This is a genomic window from Acinetobacter sp. A2 (assembly GCF_048537555.1).
In the GTDB taxonomy this organism is placed as follows: domain Bacteria; phylum Pseudomonadota; class Gammaproteobacteria; order Pseudomonadales; family Moraxellaceae; genus Acinetobacter.
In genome coordinates this window covers 1,247,870-1,271,448 of sequence record NZ_CP183239.1, presented here as the reverse complement: position 1 = coordinate 1,271,448, position 23,579 = coordinate 1,247,870, and the positions used below count along the sequence as shown (strand labels likewise).

Genomic DNA, 23,579 nt, shown 5'->3' with positions numbered 1-23,579 from the left:
TAAAGCCATCTTATTTGTTTTTTTGATGCTGTTGCTTCGCTGCACCAATAAAGCCTGCAAACAATGGGTGTCCATCACGTGGCGAACTGGTAAATTCTGGGTGGAATTGTACCGCAATAAACCATGGGTGTTGCGGAATTTCCACAGTTTCAACCAAGTGCTGAATTGGTGAATAACCCGAAATTTTTAGACCTGCTTCTTCAAGCACTGGAATATAACGGTTATTCATCTCATAACGGTGACGGTGACGCTCAACAATTTCGTTAGAACCGTACACTTGTGCAGTTTTTGTGCCTTCTACCAATTCAGATTTTTGTGCACCTAAACGCATTGTGCCGCCCAAATCAGAATCAACAGAACGCTGTTGCACTTCGCCGCGCTCATCTAACCATTCAGTAATCAAACCAATGAGTGGTGACTTGGTTGAACGGTTAAATTCTGTTGAGCTTGCATCGGTAATACCAGCCACGTTACGTGCATATTCAATCACAGCCAACTGCATACCTAAACAGATACCCAAGAAAGGTACACCGTTTTCACGTGCATACTGAATGGCCTGCATTTTACCTTCAGTACCACGCTCACCAAAGCCGCCTGGTACTAAAATCGCATCTGCATCTTTCAGTACAGTGCGCACATCTTGGCTTTCTAGTTCTTCAGCATTAACGTAGTCAATTTCAACTTTGACACGGTTTTGAATACCTGCATGCAGCAATGCTTCGTTTACAGATTTGTAAGCATCTGGCAGTTCAACATATTTACCCACCATAGCCACACGAACGCTGTACTCTGGGTTCAATAATGCTTCAACTACGTTGTCCCAATCAGATAAATCTGCTTCTGGAAGATCATTGAAACCAAAACGCTCGCAAATTAAATCGTCTACATCTTGCTCATAGAAAGTGCGTGGAATTTGGTAAATGGTTTTGGCATCTTTACACACCACTACCGCACGTGCTTCCACATTCGTGAATAGTGCTATTTTACGGGTCGTGTCAGCATCGACATCGTGTTCTGTACGACAGATCAGAATGTCAGGTTGAATACCGATAGACAGTAATTCTTTAACAGAGTGCTGAGTTGGCTTGGTTTTCAACTCTGCAGCAGATTTGATATATGGCAATAACGTCAAGTGCATCAACATAGTGCGCTTATGACCTAATTCCACCATAAGTTGACGTACAGATTCCATGAATGGGAGAGATTCAATGTCACCTACTGTACCGCCAATTTCTACGATTGCGACATCGTAGCCTTCGCCCGCACGAAGTACACGCTCTTTAATGTTATCGGTAATATGCGGGATTACCTGAACTGTACCGCCCAAGTAATCACCACGACGTTCTTTGTTTAAAACGTCTTGGTAAACACGACCAGAAGTAAAGTTATTTAACTTGGTCATTTTCGCACGACGCAAGAAACGTTCGTAATAACCCAAATCTAAGTCAGTTTCAGCACCATCCTCTGTGACAAAAACTTCACCATGTTGGAAAGGACTCATTGTCCCTGGATCGACATTAATGTATGGATCCATTTTGACCATGGTTACTTTCAAACCACGGGCTTCTAAAAGTGCAGCAACTGAAGCAGCTGAAATACCTTTACCTAGTGATGAAACTACACCACCAGTCACGAAAATAAAATGGGTCATTGGGTTTCTCGTACAATCGAGCCTAAATAGGCCTACAATGTTGCGCAATTTTACTTTACTCTGCACCAATAAAGCAAAGTCATTCCGCATCAATTCATAGAACAATAAACAATTGGTTATTCTATCAGCATTTCCAATAAAAAATTAGAACTTCTTGAGAGGATTTTCATCTGTCATTTTATTGCTATAATACGCTCGTCTATCCGATCTTTTATTTTGTGCGATTATGAATAAGAAACTTTTAATCTGTGGTGCAATTGCAACAGCGTTGTTGGTAACTGCATGTGTTAAAAAAGAACAGCCAAAGCAAGATGAGCAAGAGCAAGTTGAAGTTCAAACTGAACAAACCACCGAAACTGCTCAATTTGAACCACTAGAACCTGTGGAAAGCATTGAAGATGCTGAACCAGAAATGCCTGCACATGTAGAAGTAGAACGTACTGAAACAGCGAATACTACGACTGAAATTCGCCGTGAAACACCTGCGCAACCTGCTGCCGCACCTGCTCCAAGAGCTGAAGCACCTGTTGCAGAAGACAAGCCAACTCAGGCACGTCCAAGCAATACATCTGGCACACAATCTGAAGATGATGCAGTTGCCGCTGCCATTGCTGCTGCAACCCCAGCACTTGAGAACTAAGACATATTCAAGTTTGAAAGTGTAGACTACAAATCAAGTCCATTTAAATTTTGAACTAAGTCCAATGTTAAAAACCCAGTACATCTTGTTGATGGCTGGGTTTTTTAATGGGTTGAATTACTGCGCTATATCAGATGATCAATGAATTGGGTTAGGTCGTGGCAATTCTGACTGTACTTTAAAATAATTAGCAATCAGACGTGACGCCCATGATTTGGTAAACCCAACACCTTCATAAAAACCACAATGGCTACCTTTACGGGTAGTCACCACCATAATATTTGGCATGTTTTGAATGGTTTCTTTATAAGGATCAAAGTTCTTAATATGACATACAGGATCATCTTCCGCATTTAAAACCATGAGTGGAATTTTGACATTCTCAAACACATAAATTGGATTAATTGCCTGCGTATAGCTGTCGTAATCTTCAAATCCTGCCAATTCAAAATAGGCTTTTTCAAACTCCGCCAAAGTGGTTGCACTTAAAACTTGCGACAAAGATTTCACATTTTGCCAAATGTGCTGATGCGGCTGAATAAAAAATTTGAGCAGCTTTTTGGTCATCACCTTACTGTAAAAAGGATGCACATGCTGAAAGCCTGACTCCGTGTTATATCCTGGGCAGAGTGCAAATGCCGCCTTAAACGGGGCTTGCTCCCCTTCTTCACCCAAGTAACGTACCAGCAAACCGGTGCCTGCCGATGAACCAACAGCATATAATTCTGATTGTGGAAATTGCTGCTGAATAAATTCGATTTGTTCACGCAAATCATGGGTTGAACCAAATAGATTAATTTGCGGTACAGGCATCGGTAAATTGCCATGCCCACGGCGTAGACATAAAGCAATCCGCCATTGGGTTTGTTGGTGTAAATCTCGCACCAATTCACGCATACTTTCTAAAGACCCAGTAATAGTATGCATCAACACAATTGTAGGTGTATCTACAGGCAGGTCATAACCGACCCAAGCCACTGCGGTGACACCACCATCCTGCATAGTTAGTTGATCGACCCGATCATACTGCTGGCGAATGGTTTTCTTTTTAATTAAATCAAAATATAAAAGATGCGCATGTGTGTTAGATAACCACGGCGTCGGACGGTATTTTTCTTTCAGTTGTGGCAATTTATCTAGCACCCGACGGATTTCCCCATGCGGGTGATAATACAAGGTAGGTAAGTCTGCGCCTGTAACTTGATCTAATACAGCTTGTGTAATTTGCGCTATTTTTTGTAATGTAGACATCATTTTACTCCCAAGCAATACATGTATTTTTAAGCATGTCCACCCGAAAACCGATTTCTAAAACAAACCACACTGCCATACACACGCATTATTTTACTTTTCGGCTGGCATAAAGGCCGCCATACGCTGTCCCATTTGTACAGCTAAAGCCTCTAAACCACTTTTCGGGCGAATCATTACTTCAAAATCCACAATTTGTCCTTGTGTATTAAACTGGATCATATCAATCCCTTTTAACTTCTTATCTCCCACATTGGCAGAAAATTCAAGTACAACATTGCAACCATCTTGTGAATAAAATTCACGGTGATAAGTAAAGTTTTCAAAGACCTGTATTACATTGGTCAAAATAAAAAATACAACTTGTTTGCCCGCATAAGGTTGATAGGCAACAGGAGAACGAAATACCACTTCATCTGCCAGTAGCTCACTTAAAATAGACATATCACGGTTTTGCAGCATTTCATGCCAACGCTGCACGGCTTGTTGTGTTGTTTCCAGACTCATTATGATTTCCTTATAAATTTGAATATTTCAATCTATAAAATAAAAATTTTGTTCCGAAGGAGCTGACGCTTTATACTGCCCCACTCCTAAAAAGAACCAAGCAAATATAAAGCGCTAAAATTGTCTAGATTGTTGCGGCCAATTCAGCACCCTGACGAATCGCACGTTTAGCATCCAACTCGCCTGCTTCTTTGGCGCCACCAATTAAATGCACGTTTTTACCTGCTGCTTGTAATTGCTCGTACATCGCAGTGTAAGACTCCTGCCCTGCACAAATCACCACATGATCTACTTCTAGCACAGTACTTTGACCATTCACGGTAACGTGTAAGCCCTGATCATCAATTAGGTCATAGCTTGCACCTGCAATCATATTCACGTTACGGTTTTTTAAACCTGTACGATGAATCCAGCCTGTGGTTTTGCCCAAGCCTGCACCCACTGACGATGCTTTACGTTGCAGCAAATAAATTTGACGCGGTGAAGCTTCTACATTAGCTTTTTTAAGTCCACCAACCTGCGCATAATTGGTATCAATCCCCCATTCATCATAGAATTTTTCAGGGTTTAAACTGCCACTTTCACCTTCATGGCTTAAATATTCCGCAGTATCAAAACCAATACCACCTGCACCAATAATTGCGACTCGTTGCCCTACAGGTTTACGCTCTTTCAGCACCTCAATATATGACAATACTTTAGGATGATCGATGCCTGGAATATCAAGCTGGCGTGGTGTTACCCCAGTTGCTACTACAATTTCATCAAATGAAGAATTTTCTAGTTGCTCAAAAGTCGCAGGATGATTCAGTTGCAATTTAATATTCGGTTGCAACTCGATTTGACGCTTGAAATAGCGCAAAGTTTCATAAAACTCTTCTTTGCCCGGAATGGTTTTGGCAATATTGAATTGTCCACCAATTTGGTTAGATGCTTCAAAAATGGTGACCTGATGACCTCGTTCTGCAGCATAGGTCGCAAAGCTTAAACCCGCAGGCCCAGCGCCAATCACCGCAATATTTTTAGTTTGAGTCGCTTCTTTAAAAATCAGTTCTGTTTCATGGCAAGCACGTGGATTAACCAAACATGAAGCAATTTTCATAGAGAAAATATGGTCTAAACAGGCTTGGTTACATCCAATACAAGTATTAATTTCATCACTACGTCCTTGCTCTGCTTTTTGTACAAAGAACGCATCGGCTAGCATTGGACGTGCCATAGACACCATATCGGCATGTCCTGCTGCCAATACGTATTCTGCCATTTCTGGGGTATTAATACGGTTTGAGGTAATTAAAGGTACTTTAACTAAGCCTTTTAATTTTTCTGTGACCCATGTAAAGGCTGCACGCGGTACTTTTGTGGCAATGGTTGGAATACGTGCTTCATGCCAGCCGATTCCTGTATTGATAATAGTCGCACCAGCCTTTTCAATCGCTTGTGCCAATTGCACCACTTCTTCAAAGCTTGAACCGCCTTCGACCAAGTCCAGCATTGACAAGCGGTAAATAATAATGAAATTTTCACCAACTTCAGCACGGGTACGTTTTACGATTTCAATTGGAAAACGGATGCGGTTTTCATAACTACCGCCCCATTCATCATCACGGTGGTTAGTACGTGCAGCAATAAATTCGTTAATTAAATACCCTTCCGAGCCCATGATTTCGACACCATCATAACCTGCGTATTGTGCCAATTTGGCACAGTTCACAAAGTCTGCAATGGTTTGCTGTACTTCTGCCGAAGTTAAAGCATGTGGTTTACTTGGGTTAATCGGCGCCTGAATTGCAGAAGGTGCAACAATATCAGGCTGATAAGAATAACGCCCTGTATGTAAAATCTGTAAGGCAATTTTGCCGCCTGCATCATGCACAGCCTGTGTCACTACTTTGTGTTTTTCTGCTTCTTGACGGGTGTCGAGTTTATTGCCGCCTGCAAAGGTTAATCCAGCATCATTGGGTGAAATACCGCCTGTAACAATCAGCCCCACTCCACCTTTGGCACGCTCTGCATAAAAAGCTGCCATGCGTTCGTATCCACCCGGTGCTTCTTCAAGCCCCACGTGCATAGACCCCATTAAGACTCGATTTTTTAAAGTGGTAAAGCCTAAATCTAAAGGCGCAAGTAAGTATGGATAGCTAGACATAGAATCTCCCTGCTGGCAAAAATGCTGGCTGTTTTATGCTTAATGCAACTTGTTGCATACTTTTATATTCTAGATTTGATTTTTATGCAACATGTTGCATAATTAAAGCTGAAAAAATAAAGTTGTTCTGTTTATGTCGCTCGCTCACGTTTTATTGACCAGTCTGATTGAAAAACCCAGTAATGGCATTGAATTGGCACGCCGTTTTGACCGCTCTATGGGCTTTTTCTGGAATGCGACTCATCAACAAATTTACCGCGAACTAAATAGCATGCTAAAAAAAGGCTGGATTTCCACCCTTGAAGATGAAGATTCCAGTAGTCGCAGTAAAACCTATCAAGTAGAAGCTTTAGGGCGACAGGAATTGGCAAACTGGATGGTCGAACAAAGTCCGCCTGCACAATTACGTGAAGAACTGATGGTGCGTTTACGTGCCGAAGCTCAACTTGGTGGCAACAGTGTATTGCCTGAACTAGAGCGCCATTTGGTATTACACAAAGCCAAGTTACATACTTATCAACAAATTTTTTCCAAAGATTTTCGCCAAGCACCAGCTAACAACCGCACCCTATATATTCATAAAATGATTTTACAGCTCGGAATAGATCAAGAAATTGGCTGGATTGAATGGTTGGAAAAGGTCATTCCTGAACTTAAAAAATTTGATGCTGATAACTCACATTAAATGCAGATTTTTGGAATGATGAGTAATCCTTTGAATTATTAAATTAAAGCCAATCACCATACAGAAATGATCAGGCTATGCTATAAAGAATAACGCATCTTTAACCACAACCATGCAAGGAAATGCTGATGCCTTTTTACCGCATGCCCGATGGCGAAGCCCTATTTGTACGTGAATTTGGTCAAGGTGAGCCTGTGGTTGTACTTTCAGGTTTGGGCATGCACAGTTGGCAATGGTTGCCGTTTCTATATCAACATAAAAAGCAGTATCGCTTCATTATTCCAGACTGGCGTGGTTTTGGCGGTTCAGATCAATGTGCTGTTCCAGCGTTAGATGCCATTTCTAGTCATTGGCAAGATTTAAACAGCTTGATTCAACAGCAAAACCTACAACAGTTTAAACTGATTGGTTACTCGATGGGCGCAACCACAGCCATGCATGGCATGCAATATGGGCAACTGGGTTCGCGTTTAAACAGCTATTTGCAAATTGACCAAGCACCTAAAATTGGGGTAGATGAAAACTGGCCCTATGGTTTATTTGGCGATAAGCATCAGCAATTTAAAGCATTATTAATTCATCTGTCCGAGTTTTTACATCAGCATGCCGAATATACCCATATTCAGCAAATGGATGTATTGCAACGTAAAAATTTGGTGGAACTCTGGCTACAATTTATTGAGCTACAAGCCAGCAATAAAATTAGTCCTTTTTTATTTAAACTGGCGGTTAAGCGTCCTGTTTTGCAACGTTATATTTTACCTACGCAACGCCTAGATTATTTACGTTGGTATATCGACAATTATTTACACCATCAAGAAGATTATCGCGAAGCATTGAGTCAGCTCAGTTGCCCAACCCTGTTTTTTACAGGTGCACAATCAACCCTCTATGCAGCCGAGGGGCAACGCCAAGTGATGGAGCGTATGCCAAATGCTAAACAGGTATTATTTCACCAGTCGGGGCATACGCCTTTATTAACTGAGCCACTGAAATTCAGTCAGGAAATTGCCCAGTTTTTAAAGCTAAATCCCTAAAGTTAAATCAGTGGAAAATGTATTGCGACATTTTCCACCGCAGTTTCTCTCCACCATACGTCTTAATTTGCAAAAGCGGCTATACCTGTTTGCGCACGACCTAAAATTAGAGCATGCACATCATGCGTTCCTTCATAGGTATTCACCACTTCCAAGTTGACCAAATGCCGTGCTACGCCATATTCATCGCTAATACCATTACCACCTAACATATCACGCGCCATCCGTGCAATCTCCAACGCTTTACCACAGTTGTTACGCTTAATCAGTGATGTTCCTTCAAGTGAAGCAATGCCTTCATCTTTCATACGACCAAAACGCAGTGCAATCTGTAAACCCAGCGCAATTTCAGTTTGCATATCGGCAAGTTTCTTTTGAATTAGTTGATTAGCCGCCAAAGGACGCCCAAACTGGATCCGATCCATTGTGTATTGATGTGCAGTATGCCAACAGAATTCAGCCGCCCCCATAGCACCCCATGCAATACCATAACGTGCACTGTTCAAACAGGTGAATGGCCCTTTTAAACCACGTACGTGTGGTAAAAGATTCTCTTCAGGTACAAATACATCATCCATGACAATTTCACCGGTAATTGAGGCACGCAAACCGACTTTGCCATGAATGGTCGGAGTTGAAAGCCCCTGCCAACCTTTTTCCAAAATAAAGCCACGAATATCGCCCACCTGCCCATCTGCAGACACTTCTTTTGCCCACACCACAAATACATTGGCAATTGGGCTGTTGGTAATCCACATTTTTGCACCCTGCAAACGGTAACCCCCTGCGACTTTATGGGCACGGCTATTCATGCTGCCTGGGTCAGAGCCAAAATCGGGTTCAGTCAAACCAAAACAACCGACCCATTCCCCCGATGCCAATTTAGGTAAATATTTTTGCTTTTGTGCTTCACTACCAAATTCATATATCGGCACCATCACCAAAGAACTTTGCACACTTGCCATAGAGCGATAGCCTGAATCGACCCGCTCTATTTCTCTTGAAATTAGGCCGTAACTGACATAACTTAAACCTGCTCCACCATATTGTTCAGGAATGGTGGGGCCTAACAAGCCAAGCTCTCCCATTTCACGAAATATTGTGCGATCTACTGTTTCATGTCTGAACTGATCACGCACACGTGGTAGTAATTTCTCCTGACAATACGCATAGGCACTGTCACGAATCATACGCTCGGTTTCTGTCAGTTGTTGCTCCAATAAAAATGGATCTTTCCAGTCAAAATTTATTTTCATGTTATGGCTTGTTGGCGTGTGATTAGACGGTGAATTCTGTTGTGACATGGCATCCTCTGCGCATTATTTTGTTCAAACATGGCTCATCCCTATTTTAATCTTGTATTGCGTAAAATGGTCTGAGCAATACGTTATGTTCTAACATTAAAATGCAGTAATGAGAAGAAAAATGAACCAGTATTCACTTATTAAGAAAAATTCAAGTTAATCCTGCTTTAAATATTTAGATACTTAAAACTCGTAAAAAATAAGTGCTGGATTTGTGTTTCTATTTTGAGAACTTATACTCAATTCAAATAGTCCATCATGAGAATAAAACATGCGTAAATTAGTGGTCTTTTCGGGTGCAGGTATGAGTGCTGAAAGCGGGATCAATACTTTTAGAGATAGTGATGGCTTATGGGAAAAACACCGTGTTGAAGATGTAGCTAGTCCAGAGGCGTGGGCTAAAAATCCTGCATTGGTGCAGCGCTTTTACAACGAAAGACGCAAGAACATTCTTGATGCGCAGCCCAATTTAGCACATCAGTTAATTGCTGAACTTGAAGATGATTTTGATGTGCAAGTGATCACACAAAATATTGATGATTTGCATGAACGTGCAGGCAGTTCGGAAGTTTTACATTTGCATGGCAATATCCGCTTGGCTAAAAGTTCTGGACCAAGCGCACAATACACCACCGAATTTTTACCGATACAAGGTGACTCGCTGGATTTAGAACGTGATATTTGCCCGCAAGGCTACCCTTTACGTCCACACGTAGTTTGGTTTGGTGAAGCTGTTCCTGCGTATGGAGACGCGATTGATCTAGTTCAAGATGCTGATATTTTTATTGTGATTGGCACCAGTCTAGTGGTTTACCCTGTTGCAGGTTTGGTGCATGAAATTCCAAAGAATTGTCAGGCTTATTATATTGACCCTAAAGCTATGCAAGCCAAGCTTCCTGTACAATTTCAGCGTATCGCACTCACAGCAACAGAAGGTATGCAGCAGTTATTTAAACAATTACAGCAAAACTAAAGTAATTACACCATTTGAAATTTAATCTGTGCTAGATGTCAAAAATTTGCTCAGGCTATTTCTGACATCTGATGCATCATTTTTACAATAGTTTTAGGTATCTCATTAAAACTTTGTTACCATCACTTTTTCTCTGTGTTTGTGATGTTTACTGCATATGACCTCATCTTATCAGCAACAGCTTGATGCAAAAGTTGCCCGTATTTCTGCCCAATTTGCCGAATTTGAACCGCCTGCTTTACAAGTATTTGCATCACCTGAACAGCACTACCGTATGCGTGCAGAATTCCGAATTTGGCACACAGAAGATGACCTGTTTTATGCCATGTTTGAACGCAGTGAAGATAAACAAAAAAATGTGATTCGCATTGATGAGTTTCCAATTGCAGATCGCAGCATTAACGTATTGATGCCCAAACTTTTGGCTGCAATTAAAGCCAATCCCGCATTATCTACCCGTTTATTTGAGGTGCATTTTTTAGCAACCTTAAGTGGTGAAATGCTGGTGTCATTGCTTTACCACCGTAAACTCGAACAAGATTGGGAACTTGCCGCAAAAGACCTTGCAGCTGAATTAAATATTAAATTGATTGGCCGTAGTCGTGGGCAAAAGTTTGTACTGTCGGATGAATACGTGGTTGAACAGTTACAGGTTTTTGATCGGGCTTATACTTATAAACAAATTGAAAGTAGTTTTACCCAACCCAATGCACAGGTTTGCCAAAAAATGTTGGAATGGGCATGCACGGTAGCCGAGCATTCAGAACAAGATTTACTGGAACTGTACTGTGGTAACGGCAACTTTACCCTGCCATTATCAACTCGTTTTCATCGTGTGTTAGCAACTGAACTGGCAAAATCATCTGTATATGCAGCACAATGGAATATTGAGCAAAACCAGATTGAGAATATTCAGGTTGCACGTTTGTCTGCTGAGGAATTTACCCAAGCCTATAATGGCGAACGTGAATTCCGCCGTTTGCAAGAAGCTGAAATTGAAATCTCAAGTTATGATTTTGATACAGTCTTTGTCGATCCACCACGTGCAGGTATAGATGATGCGACCTTAAAATTATTACAGCGATTTAAGCGTATTATTTATATTTCATGTAATCCTGACACTTTGCATGACAATTTAAAAACCTTGTGTCAAAGCCATAAAGTGACCCAATTTGCACTGTTTGATCAGTTCCCATACACCCACCATGTTGAATCTGGGGTTTTACTGGAAAAGATTTAAACAATTTGTTGCAATATTCACCCATATTTACAAGATGAGTTTTCTTAGCTTTGCAAATATAACGATGTAAATGAATCAGTTAAAGAATTACAAGCACTTTAACTGTCATAATTTCGTTAAGAAAATGCAATATCATCGAAAATTCTGCAAGTCGTTTGCTGCTTTTATCACTTAGGTCGACTTGATTTATTTTTTATATTGGCTATATTTCGATCTATGTTAGGTTGTGAATGAAGGCTCTATGAGTTTTTGGCAAAAGTTGTTCTCTGCAGAACAGCAAAACGAGCATAAAAATCAAATTGCTTGTGTTGAAAATGATTGCTCTTGCAAGACGAATGAACAACTTCTCGACGCTTTAACTAAAGCGACCGATGAAGATGTGATTATCGGAATTAAGAAGGTTCTCGCATCGCGAGGTTTTAGCCGCAAAGAGTTGAATGAACTCCAGCATCTACCATTCCAGTAATGGAATATGACAAAAAGGCATTTAGTTTAACTAAGTGCCTTTTTTAATACCAAAACTTCATTACTAAAAATCAATCTGCCAAATAGTTTTGTAGCGCACGCTATGCGCTAGCTTGCATAAAAATTCCATTCAGCTTAATTCTAGCCAATCTTATTTTCATAATCCTGCGGTAGTATTTCTAAAAATAAACGACACACTGCCATTCATCAATAATTCTAATTCAGAGCATCACACCATGAAAAAAACTAAACTTGCCTGTCTTGTACTCATATCGCTCAGTGTCAGCGCATGCAGCCCAATGCCTAAAGAATGTGCCGAGACTTGGGAGAAAATGGAAAGTTTTGCTAAAAAAATGGATATTTCAGATGAACAACTCAAACAGCAAAAAAAGCAATTTGAAGATGAAGTCAAAAATATGAAGGCTGATGAGGCTACCAAAATTTGTAGCATGCAGAACACTGCTTTAAGCTTCATTCCTCAATAGCATGAGAGCGTTAAAGCGCTCGTTCTAAACATCATGCCCCACAAGCGGTTGAATCGATATAGGCAAATATAGGCCCCAAGTCACGGTGTATAGCAACCTGACGCTGTAATTGTGGAATGTATGCTGTAGAAATAGAACCATCTAAATACAAAGCATTTGGAGTTTTCAGTTGGTCTTTAAAAAATCTAGCAAATTGATAAAAAGTCACAGGTGTATTGCTTATGACAAAATACAAATGCTGGTTTTTAAGACCTACCCCATTTCTAATTTTGTACGACTGACTGTCTGCAAGAAAACGTGAATTTAACTGATTGTTGATAACCAACATAGGCCCCGATTGGGTAGCATAACTTGCTGCAAAGTTTTGATCTGCATATTGCTGGGTCGTACCCAAGAAAATTTGCTGCTGATTCCAAGCCAATACACCATTTGGCTGAATCAAAAAATTCCCCCAACCTTGCTGCTGCCTGTTTAATTTCTGAATTTGTCGTCCTTGCTCAATATACAGACCCACAGGGCGATAATTATGATGAAACATGCCTGCATTCATCGCAAATTGTAATTTCTCACAGAATGCTAAAGCCTGTTGCAGCTGTGAGATTTGCTTAAACGGTTTTGCATTTAGCTCATTCAGATATAAGCGCAAATGCTGCAAATGACTAATCTCAACGACATCTACATCAATATGCGCATCTTTTACAGTCCATGCACGTATCCCTGCTTGTGCGACAGTACTAAGCAGCAGACTACTCAGTATCAAGCAGCAAAATATATTTTTCATTCTACTAGCTCCTGCCATAGCTATGTTACAAATTGTGCATATATCTGAATGGGTTATCGCATATTTACCTCAGACACAGTACACTATAAACCCTCTTCTTATTTCTTTACTCATGTTACTTTATTGGTCAAACGTACAATGCTCAAGCAGAAAACACGATTTCCTTTAGGGGCACATTTAATTGTGAAACACTTCGGCTATAGCCATCATGGTATCTATGCTGGACGTGGGCGCGTGATTCATTATTCGGGTTTTGCACATCTTTTCAAAAAACACCCGATTGAAATGACCAGTATTGAAAAGTTTAGCCACGGTAAAGAAATTAAAGTACAAAGCTACCATGCAGCCAAATATAAAGGGCGTAAAGTGGTACGTCGTATGCGTTCCAGAATGCATGAAAATAACTATCATCTAATTATCAATAACTGCGAACACTTATGTACCTGGGCCATTACAGGTGTAGAAAGCAGCCCTCAAGTGTTTAAGATGATGGATCGTTTAACCACGATTGGATATGTCAGTTCACTGATGAGCTACATGAACAGTATGCTGCTCACGCTCACTACCACTTGCTTTGCACTGGTTCTGTATATTAAGAAAAAACTGCGTGATAAAGCTAAAATGCAGTTACCACAAATACTGATGAAGCAGGAACAGCATAAAAACCGCTAAGTGCTTATCTTTCCAAATCGCTATTTTATGATGCTTAACACAAGTCCCAAATCTATTCGATTTCCTGCTATAAAAAAGCCCAACTTGGATTAACAAAGCTGGGCTTTTACAACATTTACTAAAATTAGAAATGTAGCTTATTTTCCAGGTTTAAAGCTGTCTTTTAAGTCTAAAATACGGTTAAACACTGGTTTTTCAGCACTGTGATCATACTGATCTGCAACGAAGTAACCTTCGCGTTCAAACTGGAAACGATCTTCAGGTTGTGCTGTTGCCAAAGCAGGCTCAACAATGGCTTGAACCACGGTTAATGACTCAGGGTTTAAATTCGCCAAGAAATCATCGCCCACTTCTGGATCAGATTCGGTGAACAAGCGATCATATAAACGGACTTCTGCTGCTACACCTTTCGTTGCAGATACCCAGTGAATCACGCCTTTCACTTTACGTCCCTCTGGGTTTTTACCCAAAGTTTTTGGGTCAATTGAACATTTCAGTTCAATCACTTCACCGCTGGCATCTTTAATCACTTCATCACATTTAATCACATAGGCATGGCGTAAACGCACTTCACCTTCTGGCACTAAACGTTTAAAGCCTTTAGGCGGCACTTCTTCAAAGTCTTTACGATCAATGTAAATTTCTGATGTTAAAGGAATCGTACGCTCACCCATATCTACATTTGGATGACGTGCATGGACCAAATCTAGTGCTTCAGGCAAATTGGTCAAAGTCACTTTAAGTGGATTTAACACCGCCATGCCACGTGCTGCGGTATTTTCCAAAGACTGACGGATACAGTATTCAAGCATTGCCACATCCACAATACCATCTGACTTAGATACGCCCACACGCTTACAGAAATCACGCAAACCTTCTGGAGTAAAACCACGACGACGCATACCCACTACTGTTGGCATACGTGGGTCATCCCAACCATTTACAAAACCACCTTCAACCAATTTACGCAATTTACGCTTTGAGGTGATGGTGTAATCGATGTTCAAACGGCTAGATTCATACTGATGCGGTACAGCCTCAGATTTCACTTTTTCCACCACCCAATCATAGAATGGACGATGGTCTTGGAACTCTAAAGTACACAATGAATGGGTAATGCCTTCAATAGCATCGGATAATGGATGCGCATAGTCATACATTGGGTACACTTTCCATTTATCGCCCGTTTGGTGATGCGATGAATGTAAAACACGATACAAAATCGGGTCACGCATGTGTACGTTTGGAGAGGCCATATCAATTTTGGCACGGAGTACTGCCTGACCTTCACCCAATTCGCCATTGCGCATTTTTTCAAATAAAGCCAAGTTCTCTGCCACAGAGGTATCACGGTATGGCGAGTTCTTGCCTGACTCTACAAAAGAACCACGGTTTAGCTTAATTTCATCTGGAGTTTGCAAATCGACATAGGCATCGCCTTGTTCAATCAACTGAACAGCCCAAGCATATAATTGATCAAAATAGCTTGAGGCGTAGCGTGGCTCGCCATTCCATTCAAAACCAAGCCATTTCACATCATTGGCAATACCATCTACATATTCTTGTTCTTCTGCATCTGGGTTGGTGTCGTCAAAACGTAAGTTACACACCCCTTGATATTCTTGTGCGATACCAAAGTTCAAGCAAATAGCTTTCACGTGACCAATATGCAAATAACCATTCGGCTCAGGCGGAAAACGTGTCACAACCTGTTGAGTGCGACCAGCCGCAATATCATCGGTAATGACTTGACGTATAAAGTCCAAGCCCGGCTGTTGTTCTTGCTGCACAGCATCGACAGAGGCATTTGAACTTGGTGTCGGGGTGTTTGGCAGAGATGCAACAACATCATTTGGCTTCATAGCAATAAAATCACTTCTAAAATAAAATTGAATTAACTGGGTTGCAAAAACTTCATCAGTGAAGCATTCATCACCCATTGGAACGCTTTTCCTTGTTTTTAACAAAGAAAATAACGTTTTTACTTGCCTTGTAGTTTACAGTTTGCTTATGCTTCTCTCAACCAAAAAACCCATGGCATTCGTGTCCATGTTTAGGAGATTACACAATGAGTTTTCCTCAAGTCGAATTAAACACCAATAAAGGTCGTATTGTTTTAGAATTGAATGCTGAAAAAGCACCAATTACAGTTGCTAACTTCTTAGAATACGTTCGTGATGGTTTTTATGACGGCGTAATTTTCCACCGTGTTATTGATGGTTTCATGATCCAAGGCGGTGGCATGGATGAGAACTTCAAAGAAAAAGCAACACGTGATGCAATTGAAAACGAAGCAGACAACGGCTTAAGCAACGATGTTGGCACAATTGCAATGGCGCGTACTCAAGCACCTCACTCTGCTTCTGCGCAATTCTTTATTAACGTTAAAAACAACTCGTTCTTAAACCACACCGGCAAAACTGCACAAGGTTGGGGCTATGCCGTATTTGGTAAAGTGGTTGAAGGCATGGACGTTGTAGATGCGATCAAAGGCGTGCGTACAGGTAACCGTGGCTACCATGCAGATGTTCCACTAGAAAATGTTGTGATTGAATCTGCAAAAATCATTTCTGAATAAACGTCTTCTCTGCTTTGTGCATCTGTTTTAAAGCATCACTTTAAAATAGCAGCATCGGCACAGCCCCTCCTGTTAGATGGGGCTGATAAGAGTACGAAAAGGAAAAGATAGTGACTTATTTGTTTATCGCAGATTTACACTTGTCACCTGATCACCCTCGACTAGTTCGGGGGTTTTTAGATTTGCTGCATGCTTATGAGCATAAAAACACCCAGCTTTACATATTGGGTGACTGGTTTAATGCATGGATTGGCGATGATTACACCGCGACATGGTTAGATGAAATCATTGTGCAGTTAAAACAATTCACCCATGCAGGTAATCAAATTTATTTTATTGTGGGCAATCGTGATTTTGCCTTAGGACAAAAATTCCTAGATCAGTTTTCTGGGCAACTCCTGCCCGATGTACACACCCTTCAAATTGGCTCACACTATATACGTATAGAACATGGCGATGCACTGTGTACCGATGATGTGTCCTATCAAAAATTCCGTAAAATTATTCGTAATCCCATCATTTTAGGCATCTTAAAGAAAACTCCGCTCGCTTTTCGGCAAAAGCTTGCACAAGGTTTCCGTAAAAAAAGCCAACAGGCCAATCAAGTCAAAAGTTATGACGTTATGGATGTAAATGCTGATGCCGTTGCACAAGCCTTACAAGATGCCGATGTGTTAATTCATGGGCATACACATCGCCCAAACATTCATAACGAACATGGTAAACCCAGAATTGTGTTGGGTGACTGGCGCAAAGATGCGGCACAGATTTTAGAAATTGAACCCTCTCAAGAATTACAAGATTGGCAACTCAGCACGTGGAAATATTAATTCCAATATCCCCATTACATACAAGTCATTTATACAAAGGGAAATTTGCTTCGAATTAATAGCCGCCTTCAGACTGAATGACTTCCGCATCCGCTTTATATTTAGCCAGTAATTCACGCAATGAATTCATCAATACGCTGGTATCTACCCCAACTGCCACGAATTCTGTGCCTAAATCCAAATATTTTTGAGTCACTTCATGCTGGGTCGATAAAATACCTGCCGCTTTACCTGCTGCGCGAATCCGCTGAATTGCATCTACCACAGCAGCTTGTACTTCTGGGTGGTTCGGATTACCTTCATAGCCCATAGTGGCTGATAAATCGACCGCACCAATAAATACACCGTCGATGCCCTCTATGTTTAAAATATCATCCAGATTTTCTAAACCAGTCACTGATTCAATCTGAATCAATAAACAAATATTTTCATGTGCTGTTGCATAATAATTTGGAATACTGTTCCAGCGCGTTGCGCGTGCTAAAGCTGCACCTACGCCTCGTACTCCTTCTGGTGGATAGCGTACTGCTTTTACCATCAATTCGGCTTGTTCAACGGTTTCGACCATTGGAATTAATAAAGTTTGTGCGCCAATATCTAACAATTGTTTAATCAGTTGCACACTGCCTATAGGCGGGCGTACCACCGCTTGTGATGGATAAGCAGCGATACTTTGCAATTGTGACAAGGTGGTTCTTAAATCACTTGGTGCATGTTCACCATCAATTAATAGCCAGTCATAGCCTGCATTGGCGGCAATTTCAGTGCCGTAAGCATCTGCCAACCCCACCCATAAACCAATTTGCTGCTGGGTTTTCAGTTTACGCTTAAAATAATTGATATATTCCATCCATACACCTTCGGGATGCACCATTTGCAACTTTATATTTAACGCCTATTTGCAATAAACAACCAATAGCAAAAACGTCTAGCATGATTAAATTTAACACTAAGTTTAAATCGCTTGATTGCACACCTCTCCGCTTTATAGCACATAAATACGGCATGGGTTCGTTCCGCTCACCTGCTCTGGCATGTTAAGATTTTTAACTAAACCTGCCAGAACAAATTACCTTTGAATGGAGATGATTCATGGATTTATTAAATATTGCTCAAACTCGCTACACAACCAAAGCGTATGATGCGAGTCGCAGTATTCCTGCAGCACAATTTGAGCGTTTATTAGAAATTCTGCGTTTAGCGCCATCTTCAATTAATATTCAACCATGGCATTTTTTTATTGCAGATCATGCTGATGCCAAACAACGCATTGCCAAAGCCTTAGTCGGTAAATACGCTTATAACGCACCAAAAGTACTGGATTCATCCCACACCATTTTATTTTGTACTAAAGCCGACATTAGCGACCTGCATCTTGAAAATTTATTGAATCAGGATGCTGCTAGTGGACGTTTTAAAGATGAAACAGCCAAACAAGGTCAAAAAGACAGTCGCACAGGTTATGTCGATTACTACCGCAATGAAAAAGGCGATATTCAACGCTGGGCTGAAAACCAAACGTTTATTGCACTTGGGCAAATGCTTTTGGCTGCAGGCGTTGAAGGTATTGATGCCACACCAATTGGTGGTTTTGATGAAGCAATTTTAACGCAAGAACTGCAACTGGCTGAACAAGGACTGATTCCTTCAGTTTTACTATGCTTGGGCTATCGTAGTGAACAAGATTTTAATGCCAAGCTACCTAAATCACGCCTAGATAAAACAGAGATTTTCACGCAACTGTAAAATAAAAATGCGATAACGCTAGGGACAAAATTTGTCCCTATTTTTTGGTCTGAATTTTGCAATATCTATATAGACAGTAAGTGCTCAATCTCTATCAAAATAAAAACGAGGTGTATGATGCTTAATTTACCTGCAATGCCACTAAAACTGGAATGTAAACGCTGCAAAAAACTGTATTTACATCAAGCGATAGCCAATCATCAAACTGTATGCTGCCCAATTTGCCATAAAACGACAATGTTGCACGGTCTTGCAGAAACTGCAGATTTAGTGCGACACCCTTTCAGTTTTATATTCAGTTATTTTAAACCGTCATGGCATAAGCGAGGCAAAGTACACTAAGCACGGCAAAAATTAACCCGAGTGTGGTCGATGTTTTTAGTTTTTCTTTGAATAACAACAAACCACTGATGACTCCAAATACCACGACTAAAATATTCATGCTGGCAAAGACAAGTGCAGGACTGTCTTTGAGCAGCATGTGGGCTTTGACATACAAAGCGATATTGGCAAAATTCAGTGCACCTAAAATTAGACCTGCACTGATATTACGCACATTGCCAATAGTTTTCTCGTGCAGCAAAATATAACCAACAGATAAAACAAATGCGCAGATAAACATCAGATTCAGGGTTACTGCAAACTGAAGCCCCAAGCCTGTGGTGTATTTAAGCAACACATCTATTAAAGCATAGCCTACCCAGACACAAGCCAAGTATAAAATACCCTGTAATGCTTTAGAGGACTGCCCTGCAGCACGATGTGAATATAAAATACATAAGACGGCAACAATGCCTAATGCTATGCCAGCAAGTTTTAATTGAGTAAATTTTTCCTGAAAAACAAAATATGCCGCAGCCAAAGACAGCACCACAGACAAACGCTGTGCAATTTCTGTTTTTAAAATTCCAGCACTGTCTAAAGACTTGGCTAGGGCTAAAAACACGCTAGGCAGTAGCACACCTAAACTAAGAATGAGCAGCCATGGTGTTTGCTGTATTGAAATATGAACTAAATTGGGTTTAAACCAATAGAAACACAAAATACTGGCACTGACATAATTCCAAGTAATCATTTGCATGGGTCTAAAGCCCTGTGTTTTGCAAACTTTCAGTAAAATAGACACCAGTACACTACAAAAAGCAGCGGCAATAATCAGTTCCATGACACGCTCGAATATTGGTTTTCAATCATTGTTTTTGTTCTTTATTCAGTTTGCTATTGCATCAGTAAAAAGCCCACAATTGTTGTGGGCTTTTATATTCTTAATGAAAATTAAGCATTATTTGTAGCGTTCAACCATTTTCTCTAAAGAAATTGGGCGAATTTTATCTGCATTGCCTGCAGTACCAAATGCTTCATAACGGTCGATACAAATTTGTTTCATTGCATCTACAGTTTTGGCAAAGAATTTACGTGGGTCAAATTCGCTTGGCTGTTCTGCCATCATACGGCGCATTGCACCTGTAGACGCTAAACGCAAATCTGTGTCGATGTTGATTTTACGCACACCATGTTTGATGGCTTCAACCAATTGCTCAACAGGTACACCATAAGTTTCTTTGATGTCGCCGCCATACTGGTTAATTACAGCCAACCATTCTTGTGGCACAGAACTAGAACCATGCATTACAAGGTGTGTATTTGGCAATGCTGCATGAATTTCTTTAATGCGGTCAATTGCAAGAATATCGCCTGTAGGTGGACGAGTAAACTTGTACGCACCGTGAGAAGTACCCACTGCAATTGCCAAAGCATCTACATTGGTATCTGCCACAAAGCTACGCGCTTCTTCAACAGAGGTTAACAATTGAGAATGGTCAAGTACACCTTCTGCACCTACACCATCTTCTTCACCTGCCATACCTGTTTCTAGGCTACCCAAGCAACCAATTTCACCTTCAACTGACACACCACATGCATGCGCCATTTGAACCGTACGACGAGTCACTTCTACGTTGTATTCATACGATGTTGGTGTTTTACCATCTTCACCAAGCGAACCGTCCATCATGACTGATGAAAAACCAAGTTGAATTGAACGTTGACATACGTCAGGGCTAGTACCATGGTCTTGGTGCATAACCACTGGAATATGTGGCCATTCTTCAATTGCAGCCAAAATCAGGTGACGCAAGAAAGGTGCACCTGCATATTTACGCGCACCTGCAGAAGCTTGAACAATGACAGGTGAGTTTGTTGCATCTGCGGCTAACATAATTGCGCGCATTTGTTCTAAGTTGTTGACGTTAAACGCTGGAACGCCGTATGCATGTTCGCCGGCATGATCCAAGAGCTGGCGCAATGAAATAAGAGCCATAATATCCTCCCAAATAATGCTGGTTATTCTACCCTGTGATTTGTTTCAATTCAGCAACAAATCATCTTTTTCAAAAAAAAATCCCTGCATAGCAGGGACTTTTAAACAAATTACAACAATTCTTTATTTTTCAGCACTTATTGCGCTTCAGAAGCAGCAACTTCTGTGTCTGCAGTCGCAGCATCAGCAGGTGCATTTGCAACGTCTTCAGGAATATCAGTGTTGCCTTCATCCATAACAGGTTGGTCAATCGCATCAATTGCTACTTGTTGTTCTGGGGTTACTTGTGCGTTATCTACAACTGCAGAAGATGCATCAGTTTCAGTCGCAGGTGCACTTTCTTTTTTTGCACAAGCAGTCAAGGCTAAAGATGCAGCGATTAAAGCAGCAAGTGTTAGTTTTTGAATCATCATTATTTCCTACAGTTAGGTCATTCATTAAGACTAATTTTATTGCATATTTATGACATTTTTATGACTGTGCTATGACCCACAATAAAAAAGGTTGACCGAAGTCAACCTTTTGTGCAGTTTTGTTGAATAATCAACAATTAAGCACGTTCTAATAAAACCGCAACTGCAGGTAAGGTTTTACCTTCTACAAATTCAAGGAAAGCACCACCACCTGTAGAGATATAACCAATTTTGTCTGCAACTTCGTACTTGTCAATCGCAGCGAGCGTGTCACCACCACCTGCAATCGAGAAACCTGCAGATTCAGCAATTGCCAATGAAAGTGCTTTGGTTCCTTCACCAAATTGATCTACTTCAAATACGCCCACTGGACCATTCCAAAGAATTGTTTTTGAAGTTTTTAAAATTTCTGCAAATGCTTTCGCTGTTTCAGGACCAACATCCAAAATCATGTCGTTGTCAGCAACATCTTCAACTTTTTTTACAGTGGCTTTCGCTTGAGCCAATGAGCCTAAGAAATCTTCAAAGTTGATTTCAGACGCATCAGCAACCACAACATCGGTTGGTAATGGTACTGAAACTTTTGCAGCAATTGCTTTTGCAGTGTCAATCAAATCATTTTCGCATAATGATTTGCCCACGTTATAGCCTGCTGCAGCTAAGAAGGTATTGGCAATACCGCCACCTACAATAAGTTGATCACAAATATCAGACAATGATGTCAATACATCTAACTTAGTCGATACTTTAGAACCTGCAACAATTGCCACCATTGGTTTTTCAGGTGTTTTTAAAGCACGACCTAGTGCATCCAATTCAGCGGCAAGCAATGGGCCTGCTGCTGCAACTGGTGCTAAACGTGCTACGCCTTCGGTTGATGCTTCTGCACGGTGTGCCGTACCAAAAGCATCCATCACAAATACGTCACACAATGCTGCATATTTTGCTGCAAGCTCAGGGTTGTTTTTCTTTTCACCGTGGTTAAAACGGCAGTTTTCTAATAAAACCACTTGACCCGGTGCAACTTCCACACCCTCTAAATAGTCAGTGATGAGTTGGACATCTTGACCCAAAGCTTGGGTTAAATACGCAGCCACAGGCGCTAAAGATTGTTCAGCTTTTGGCTCACCTTCAACGGGACGACCTAAGTGAGAATACACCATCACTGCCGCACCTTTGGCAACAGCAGCTTGAATCGTTGGCAATGCCGCACGTAAACGTGCATCGCTGGTAATCACACCATTTTTAACAGGGACGTTTAAATCTTCACGAATAAGGACACGCTTACCTGCTAAATCGAGGTCAGTCATACGCTGAAAGTTCATGTATAGCTCACTTTATTGATATCAAAACGCCACGATTTTAAATGATTATGCAGAAAAAGGTTAGCAACTTTTGTAGAATTGCTGTTTAAAGCAAAAGTTTTGATTATGATAGAGAAAAGCCACCATCTTTCTCGCACTTATGTCTATCCATCCTGATCCGAATATCAATCGTTTAAACGTTTTGGGCGAACCTCTCGCCAGTTGTTGTTTTGACCCTATTACCGGGTATTTCCGTAACGGTTTTTGCCATACCGCCCCAACCGATTTAGGTCAGCACACCGTTTGTGCACAAATGACTTCGGAATTTTTAAATTTCTCGCAAAAAATTGGCAATGATTTAATCACGCCAGTACCCGAAGTTGGCTTTAATGGCTTACAACCAGGTGATTTCTGGTGCATTTGTGTCACCCGTTGGGTTGAAGCCTATCAGGCAGGTCAGGCACCACCGATTAAAATTCAAGCCTGTCATCAATCAGTATTGTCTTATGTGCCCTTAGATATCTTGATGGACTATGCGGTGTAATGAT

At 40.9% G+C, this 23,579-nt stretch carries 24 protein-coding genes; 12 read left to right on the top strand and 12 right to left on the bottom strand.

The window, feature by feature from the left end; all coding sequences use genetic code 11:
- Nucleotides 1–10: 10 nt before the first annotated feature.
- Nucleotides 11–1,651, bottom strand: a complete 1,641-nt coding sequence (locus tag ACNS8M_RS05915; protein WP_168460667.1) for a CTP synthase — start codon at nt 1,649–1,651, stop codon at nt 11–13.
- Between the two features lie 226 nt (nt 1,652–1,877).
- Here ACNS8M_RS05915 and ACNS8M_RS05910 point away from each other — a divergent pair, with 226 nt between their 5' ends.
- Nucleotides 1,878–2,291 (top strand): internalin, encoded by a 414-nt coding sequence (locus ACNS8M_RS05910; protein ID WP_168460665.1) that lies wholly within the window; start codon nt 1,878–1,880, stop codon nt 2,289–2,291.
- A 138-nt stretch (nt 2,292–2,429) separates the two neighbouring features.
- On the opposite strand, the gene ACNS8M_RS05905 is transcribed toward ACNS8M_RS05910, so the two are convergent.
- The 3 genes from ACNS8M_RS05905 to ACNS8M_RS05895 all read right to left on the bottom strand — a co-directional run bounded on the left by ACNS8M_RS05905 (nt 2,430) and on the right by ACNS8M_RS05895 (nt 6,198).
- Complete coding sequence (locus ACNS8M_RS05905; RefSeq protein ID WP_168525392.1) at nt 2,430–3,545, bottom strand: YheT family hydrolase; 1,116 nt, start codon at nt 3,543–3,545, stop codon at nt 2,430–2,432.
- Between the two features lie 90 nt (nt 3,546–3,635).
- Nucleotides 3,636–4,049: a nuclear transport factor 2 family protein gene (locus ACNS8M_RS05900; protein WP_168460663.1), complete on the bottom strand. Its 414-nt coding sequence runs from the start codon at nt 4,047–4,049 to the stop codon at nt 3,636–3,638.
- Between the two features lie 124 nt (nt 4,050–4,173).
- Complete coding sequence (locus ACNS8M_RS05895; protein WP_194558270.1) at nt 4,174–6,198, bottom strand: NADPH-dependent 2,4-dienoyl-CoA reductase; 2,025 nt, start codon at nt 6,196–6,198, stop codon at nt 4,174–4,176.
- 133 nt (nt 6,199–6,331) lie between these two features.
- Here ACNS8M_RS05895 and ACNS8M_RS05890 point away from each other — a divergent pair, with 133 nt between their 5' ends.
- A complete protein-coding gene (locus ACNS8M_RS05890) occupies nt 6,332–6,883 on the top strand; it encodes a PadR family transcriptional regulator (protein ID WP_168417401.1) in 552 nt (183 codons plus the stop codon).
- A 128-nt stretch (nt 6,884–7,011) separates the two neighbouring features.
- The gene (locus ACNS8M_RS05885) at nt 7,012–7,920 is read left to right on the top strand and encodes an alpha/beta fold hydrolase (RefSeq protein ID WP_419225280.1); all 909 of its coding nucleotides are present in this window, start codon (nt 7,012–7,014) and stop codon (nt 7,918–7,920) included.
- 62 nt (nt 7,921–7,982) lie between these two features.
- On the opposite strand, the gene ACNS8M_RS05880 is transcribed toward ACNS8M_RS05885, so the two are convergent.
- Nucleotides 7,983–9,176, bottom strand: coding sequence for an acyl-CoA dehydrogenase (locus ACNS8M_RS05880; protein WP_419225327.1), 1,194 nt, complete (start codon nt 9,174–9,176; stop codon nt 7,983–7,985).
- Between the two features lie 319 nt (nt 9,177–9,495).
- Here ACNS8M_RS05880 and ACNS8M_RS05875 point away from each other — a divergent pair, with 319 nt between their 5' ends.
- The 4 genes from ACNS8M_RS05875 to ACNS8M_RS05860 all read left to right on the top strand — a co-directional run bounded on the left by ACNS8M_RS05875 (nt 9,496) and on the right by ACNS8M_RS05860 (nt 12,387).
- The gene (locus ACNS8M_RS05875; RefSeq protein ID WP_419225279.1) at nt 9,496–10,197 is read left to right on the top strand and encodes an SIR2 family NAD-dependent protein deacylase; all 702 of its coding nucleotides are present in this window, start codon (nt 9,496–9,498) and stop codon (nt 10,195–10,197) included.
- Nucleotides 10,198–10,354: 157 nt separating this feature from the next.
- Nucleotides 10,355–11,437, top strand: a complete 1,083-nt coding sequence (trmA, locus tag ACNS8M_RS05870) for a tRNA (uridine(54)-C5)-methyltransferase TrmA (RefSeq protein WP_419225278.1) — start codon at nt 10,355–10,357, stop codon at nt 11,435–11,437.
- A 241-nt stretch (nt 11,438–11,678) separates the two neighbouring features.
- The gene (locus tag ACNS8M_RS05865; protein WP_168417406.1) at nt 11,679–11,903 is read left to right on the top strand and encodes a hypothetical protein; all 225 of its coding nucleotides are present in this window, start codon (nt 11,679–11,681) and stop codon (nt 11,901–11,903) included.
- A gap of 235 nt (nt 11,904–12,138) precedes the next feature.
- Nucleotides 12,139–12,387 (top strand): hypothetical protein, encoded by a 249-nt coding sequence (locus ACNS8M_RS05860; protein ID WP_419225277.1) that lies wholly within the window; start codon nt 12,139–12,141, stop codon nt 12,385–12,387.
- Nucleotides 12,388–12,418: 31 nt separating this feature from the next.
- On the opposite strand, the gene ACNS8M_RS05855 is transcribed toward ACNS8M_RS05860, so the two are convergent.
- The gene (locus ACNS8M_RS05855; protein WP_419225276.1) at nt 12,419–13,168 is read right to left on the bottom strand and encodes a phosphodiester glycosidase family protein; all 750 of its coding nucleotides are present in this window, start codon (nt 13,166–13,168) and stop codon (nt 12,419–12,421) included.
- Nucleotides 13,169–13,306: 138 nt separating this feature from the next.
- On the opposite strand from ACNS8M_RS05855, the gene ACNS8M_RS05850 reads away from it, so the two are divergent.
- Nucleotides 13,307–13,840 (top strand): lecithin retinol acyltransferase family protein, encoded by a 534-nt coding sequence (locus ACNS8M_RS05850; protein ID WP_168417501.1) that lies wholly within the window; start codon nt 13,307–13,309, stop codon nt 13,838–13,840.
- A 137-nt stretch (nt 13,841–13,977) separates the two neighbouring features.
- Here ACNS8M_RS05850 and ACNS8M_RS05845 read toward each other — a convergent pair whose 3' ends face one another.
- Nucleotides 13,978–15,702: a glutamine--tRNA ligase/YqeY domain fusion protein gene (locus tag ACNS8M_RS05845; protein WP_419225326.1), complete on the bottom strand. Its 1,725-nt coding sequence runs from the start codon at nt 15,700–15,702 to the stop codon at nt 13,978–13,980.
- Between the two features lie 206 nt (nt 15,703–15,908).
- On the opposite strand from ACNS8M_RS05845, the gene ACNS8M_RS05840 reads away from it, so the two are divergent.
- Together ACNS8M_RS05840 and ACNS8M_RS05835 are read left to right on the top strand one after the other, a co-directional pair.
- Complete coding sequence (locus ACNS8M_RS05840) at nt 15,909–16,418, top strand: peptidylprolyl isomerase (protein WP_019837255.1); 510 nt, start codon at nt 15,909–15,911, stop codon at nt 16,416–16,418.
- A 110-nt stretch (nt 16,419–16,528) separates the two neighbouring features.
- On the top strand, nt 16,529–17,248 hold the full coding sequence (locus ACNS8M_RS05835) for a UDP-2,3-diacylglucosamine diphosphatase (RefSeq protein ID WP_168460654.1): 720 nt from the start codon (nt 16,529–16,531) through the stop codon (nt 17,246–17,248).
- A gap of 55 nt (nt 17,249–17,303) precedes the next feature.
- On the opposite strand, the gene hpaI is transcribed toward ACNS8M_RS05835, so the two are convergent.
- On the bottom strand, nt 17,304–18,098 hold the full coding sequence (hpaI, locus tag ACNS8M_RS05830; RefSeq protein WP_168417410.1) for a 4-hydroxy-2-oxoheptanedioate aldolase: 795 nt from the start codon (nt 18,096–18,098) through the stop codon (nt 17,304–17,306).
- Nucleotides 18,099–18,340: 242 nt separating this feature from the next.
- On the opposite strand from hpaI, the gene nfsB reads away from it, so the two are divergent.
- On the top strand, nt 18,341–18,994 hold the full coding sequence (gene nfsB / locus ACNS8M_RS05825) for an oxygen-insensitive NAD(P)H nitroreductase (RefSeq protein WP_419225275.1): 654 nt from the start codon (nt 18,341–18,343) through the stop codon (nt 18,992–18,994).
- A 304-nt stretch (nt 18,995–19,298) separates the two neighbouring features.
- Here the strand turns inward: nfsB and ACNS8M_RS05820 are convergent, their stop codons facing one another.
- The 4 genes from ACNS8M_RS05820 to ACNS8M_RS05805 form a co-directional block, all read right to left on the bottom strand.
- Entirely contained in the window at nt 19,299–20,159 is an 861-nt protein-coding gene (locus ACNS8M_RS05820; protein WP_419225274.1) for an EamA family transporter, read from the bottom strand.
- Between the two features lie 117 nt (nt 20,160–20,276).
- Complete coding sequence (gene fba, locus ACNS8M_RS05815) at nt 20,277–21,314, bottom strand: class II fructose-bisphosphate aldolase (RefSeq protein WP_004973298.1); 1,038 nt, start codon at nt 21,312–21,314, stop codon at nt 20,277–20,279.
- A gap of 137 nt (nt 21,315–21,451) precedes the next feature.
- Nucleotides 21,452–21,724, bottom strand: coding sequence for a hypothetical protein (locus tag ACNS8M_RS05810; protein ID WP_419225325.1), 273 nt, complete (start codon nt 21,722–21,724; stop codon nt 21,452–21,454).
- 140 nt (nt 21,725–21,864) lie between these two features.
- Nucleotides 21,865–23,052 (bottom strand): phosphoglycerate kinase, encoded by a 1,188-nt coding sequence (locus ACNS8M_RS05805; protein WP_104852090.1) that lies wholly within the window; start codon nt 23,050–23,052, stop codon nt 21,865–21,867.
- 139 nt (nt 23,053–23,191) lie between these two features.
- On the opposite strand from ACNS8M_RS05805, the gene ACNS8M_RS05800 reads away from it, so the two are divergent.
- A complete protein-coding gene (locus tag ACNS8M_RS05800; protein ID WP_096900874.1) occupies nt 23,192–23,575 on the top strand; it encodes a DUF2237 family protein in 384 nt (127 codons plus the stop codon).
- Nucleotides 23,576–23,579 lie beyond the last annotated feature (4 nt).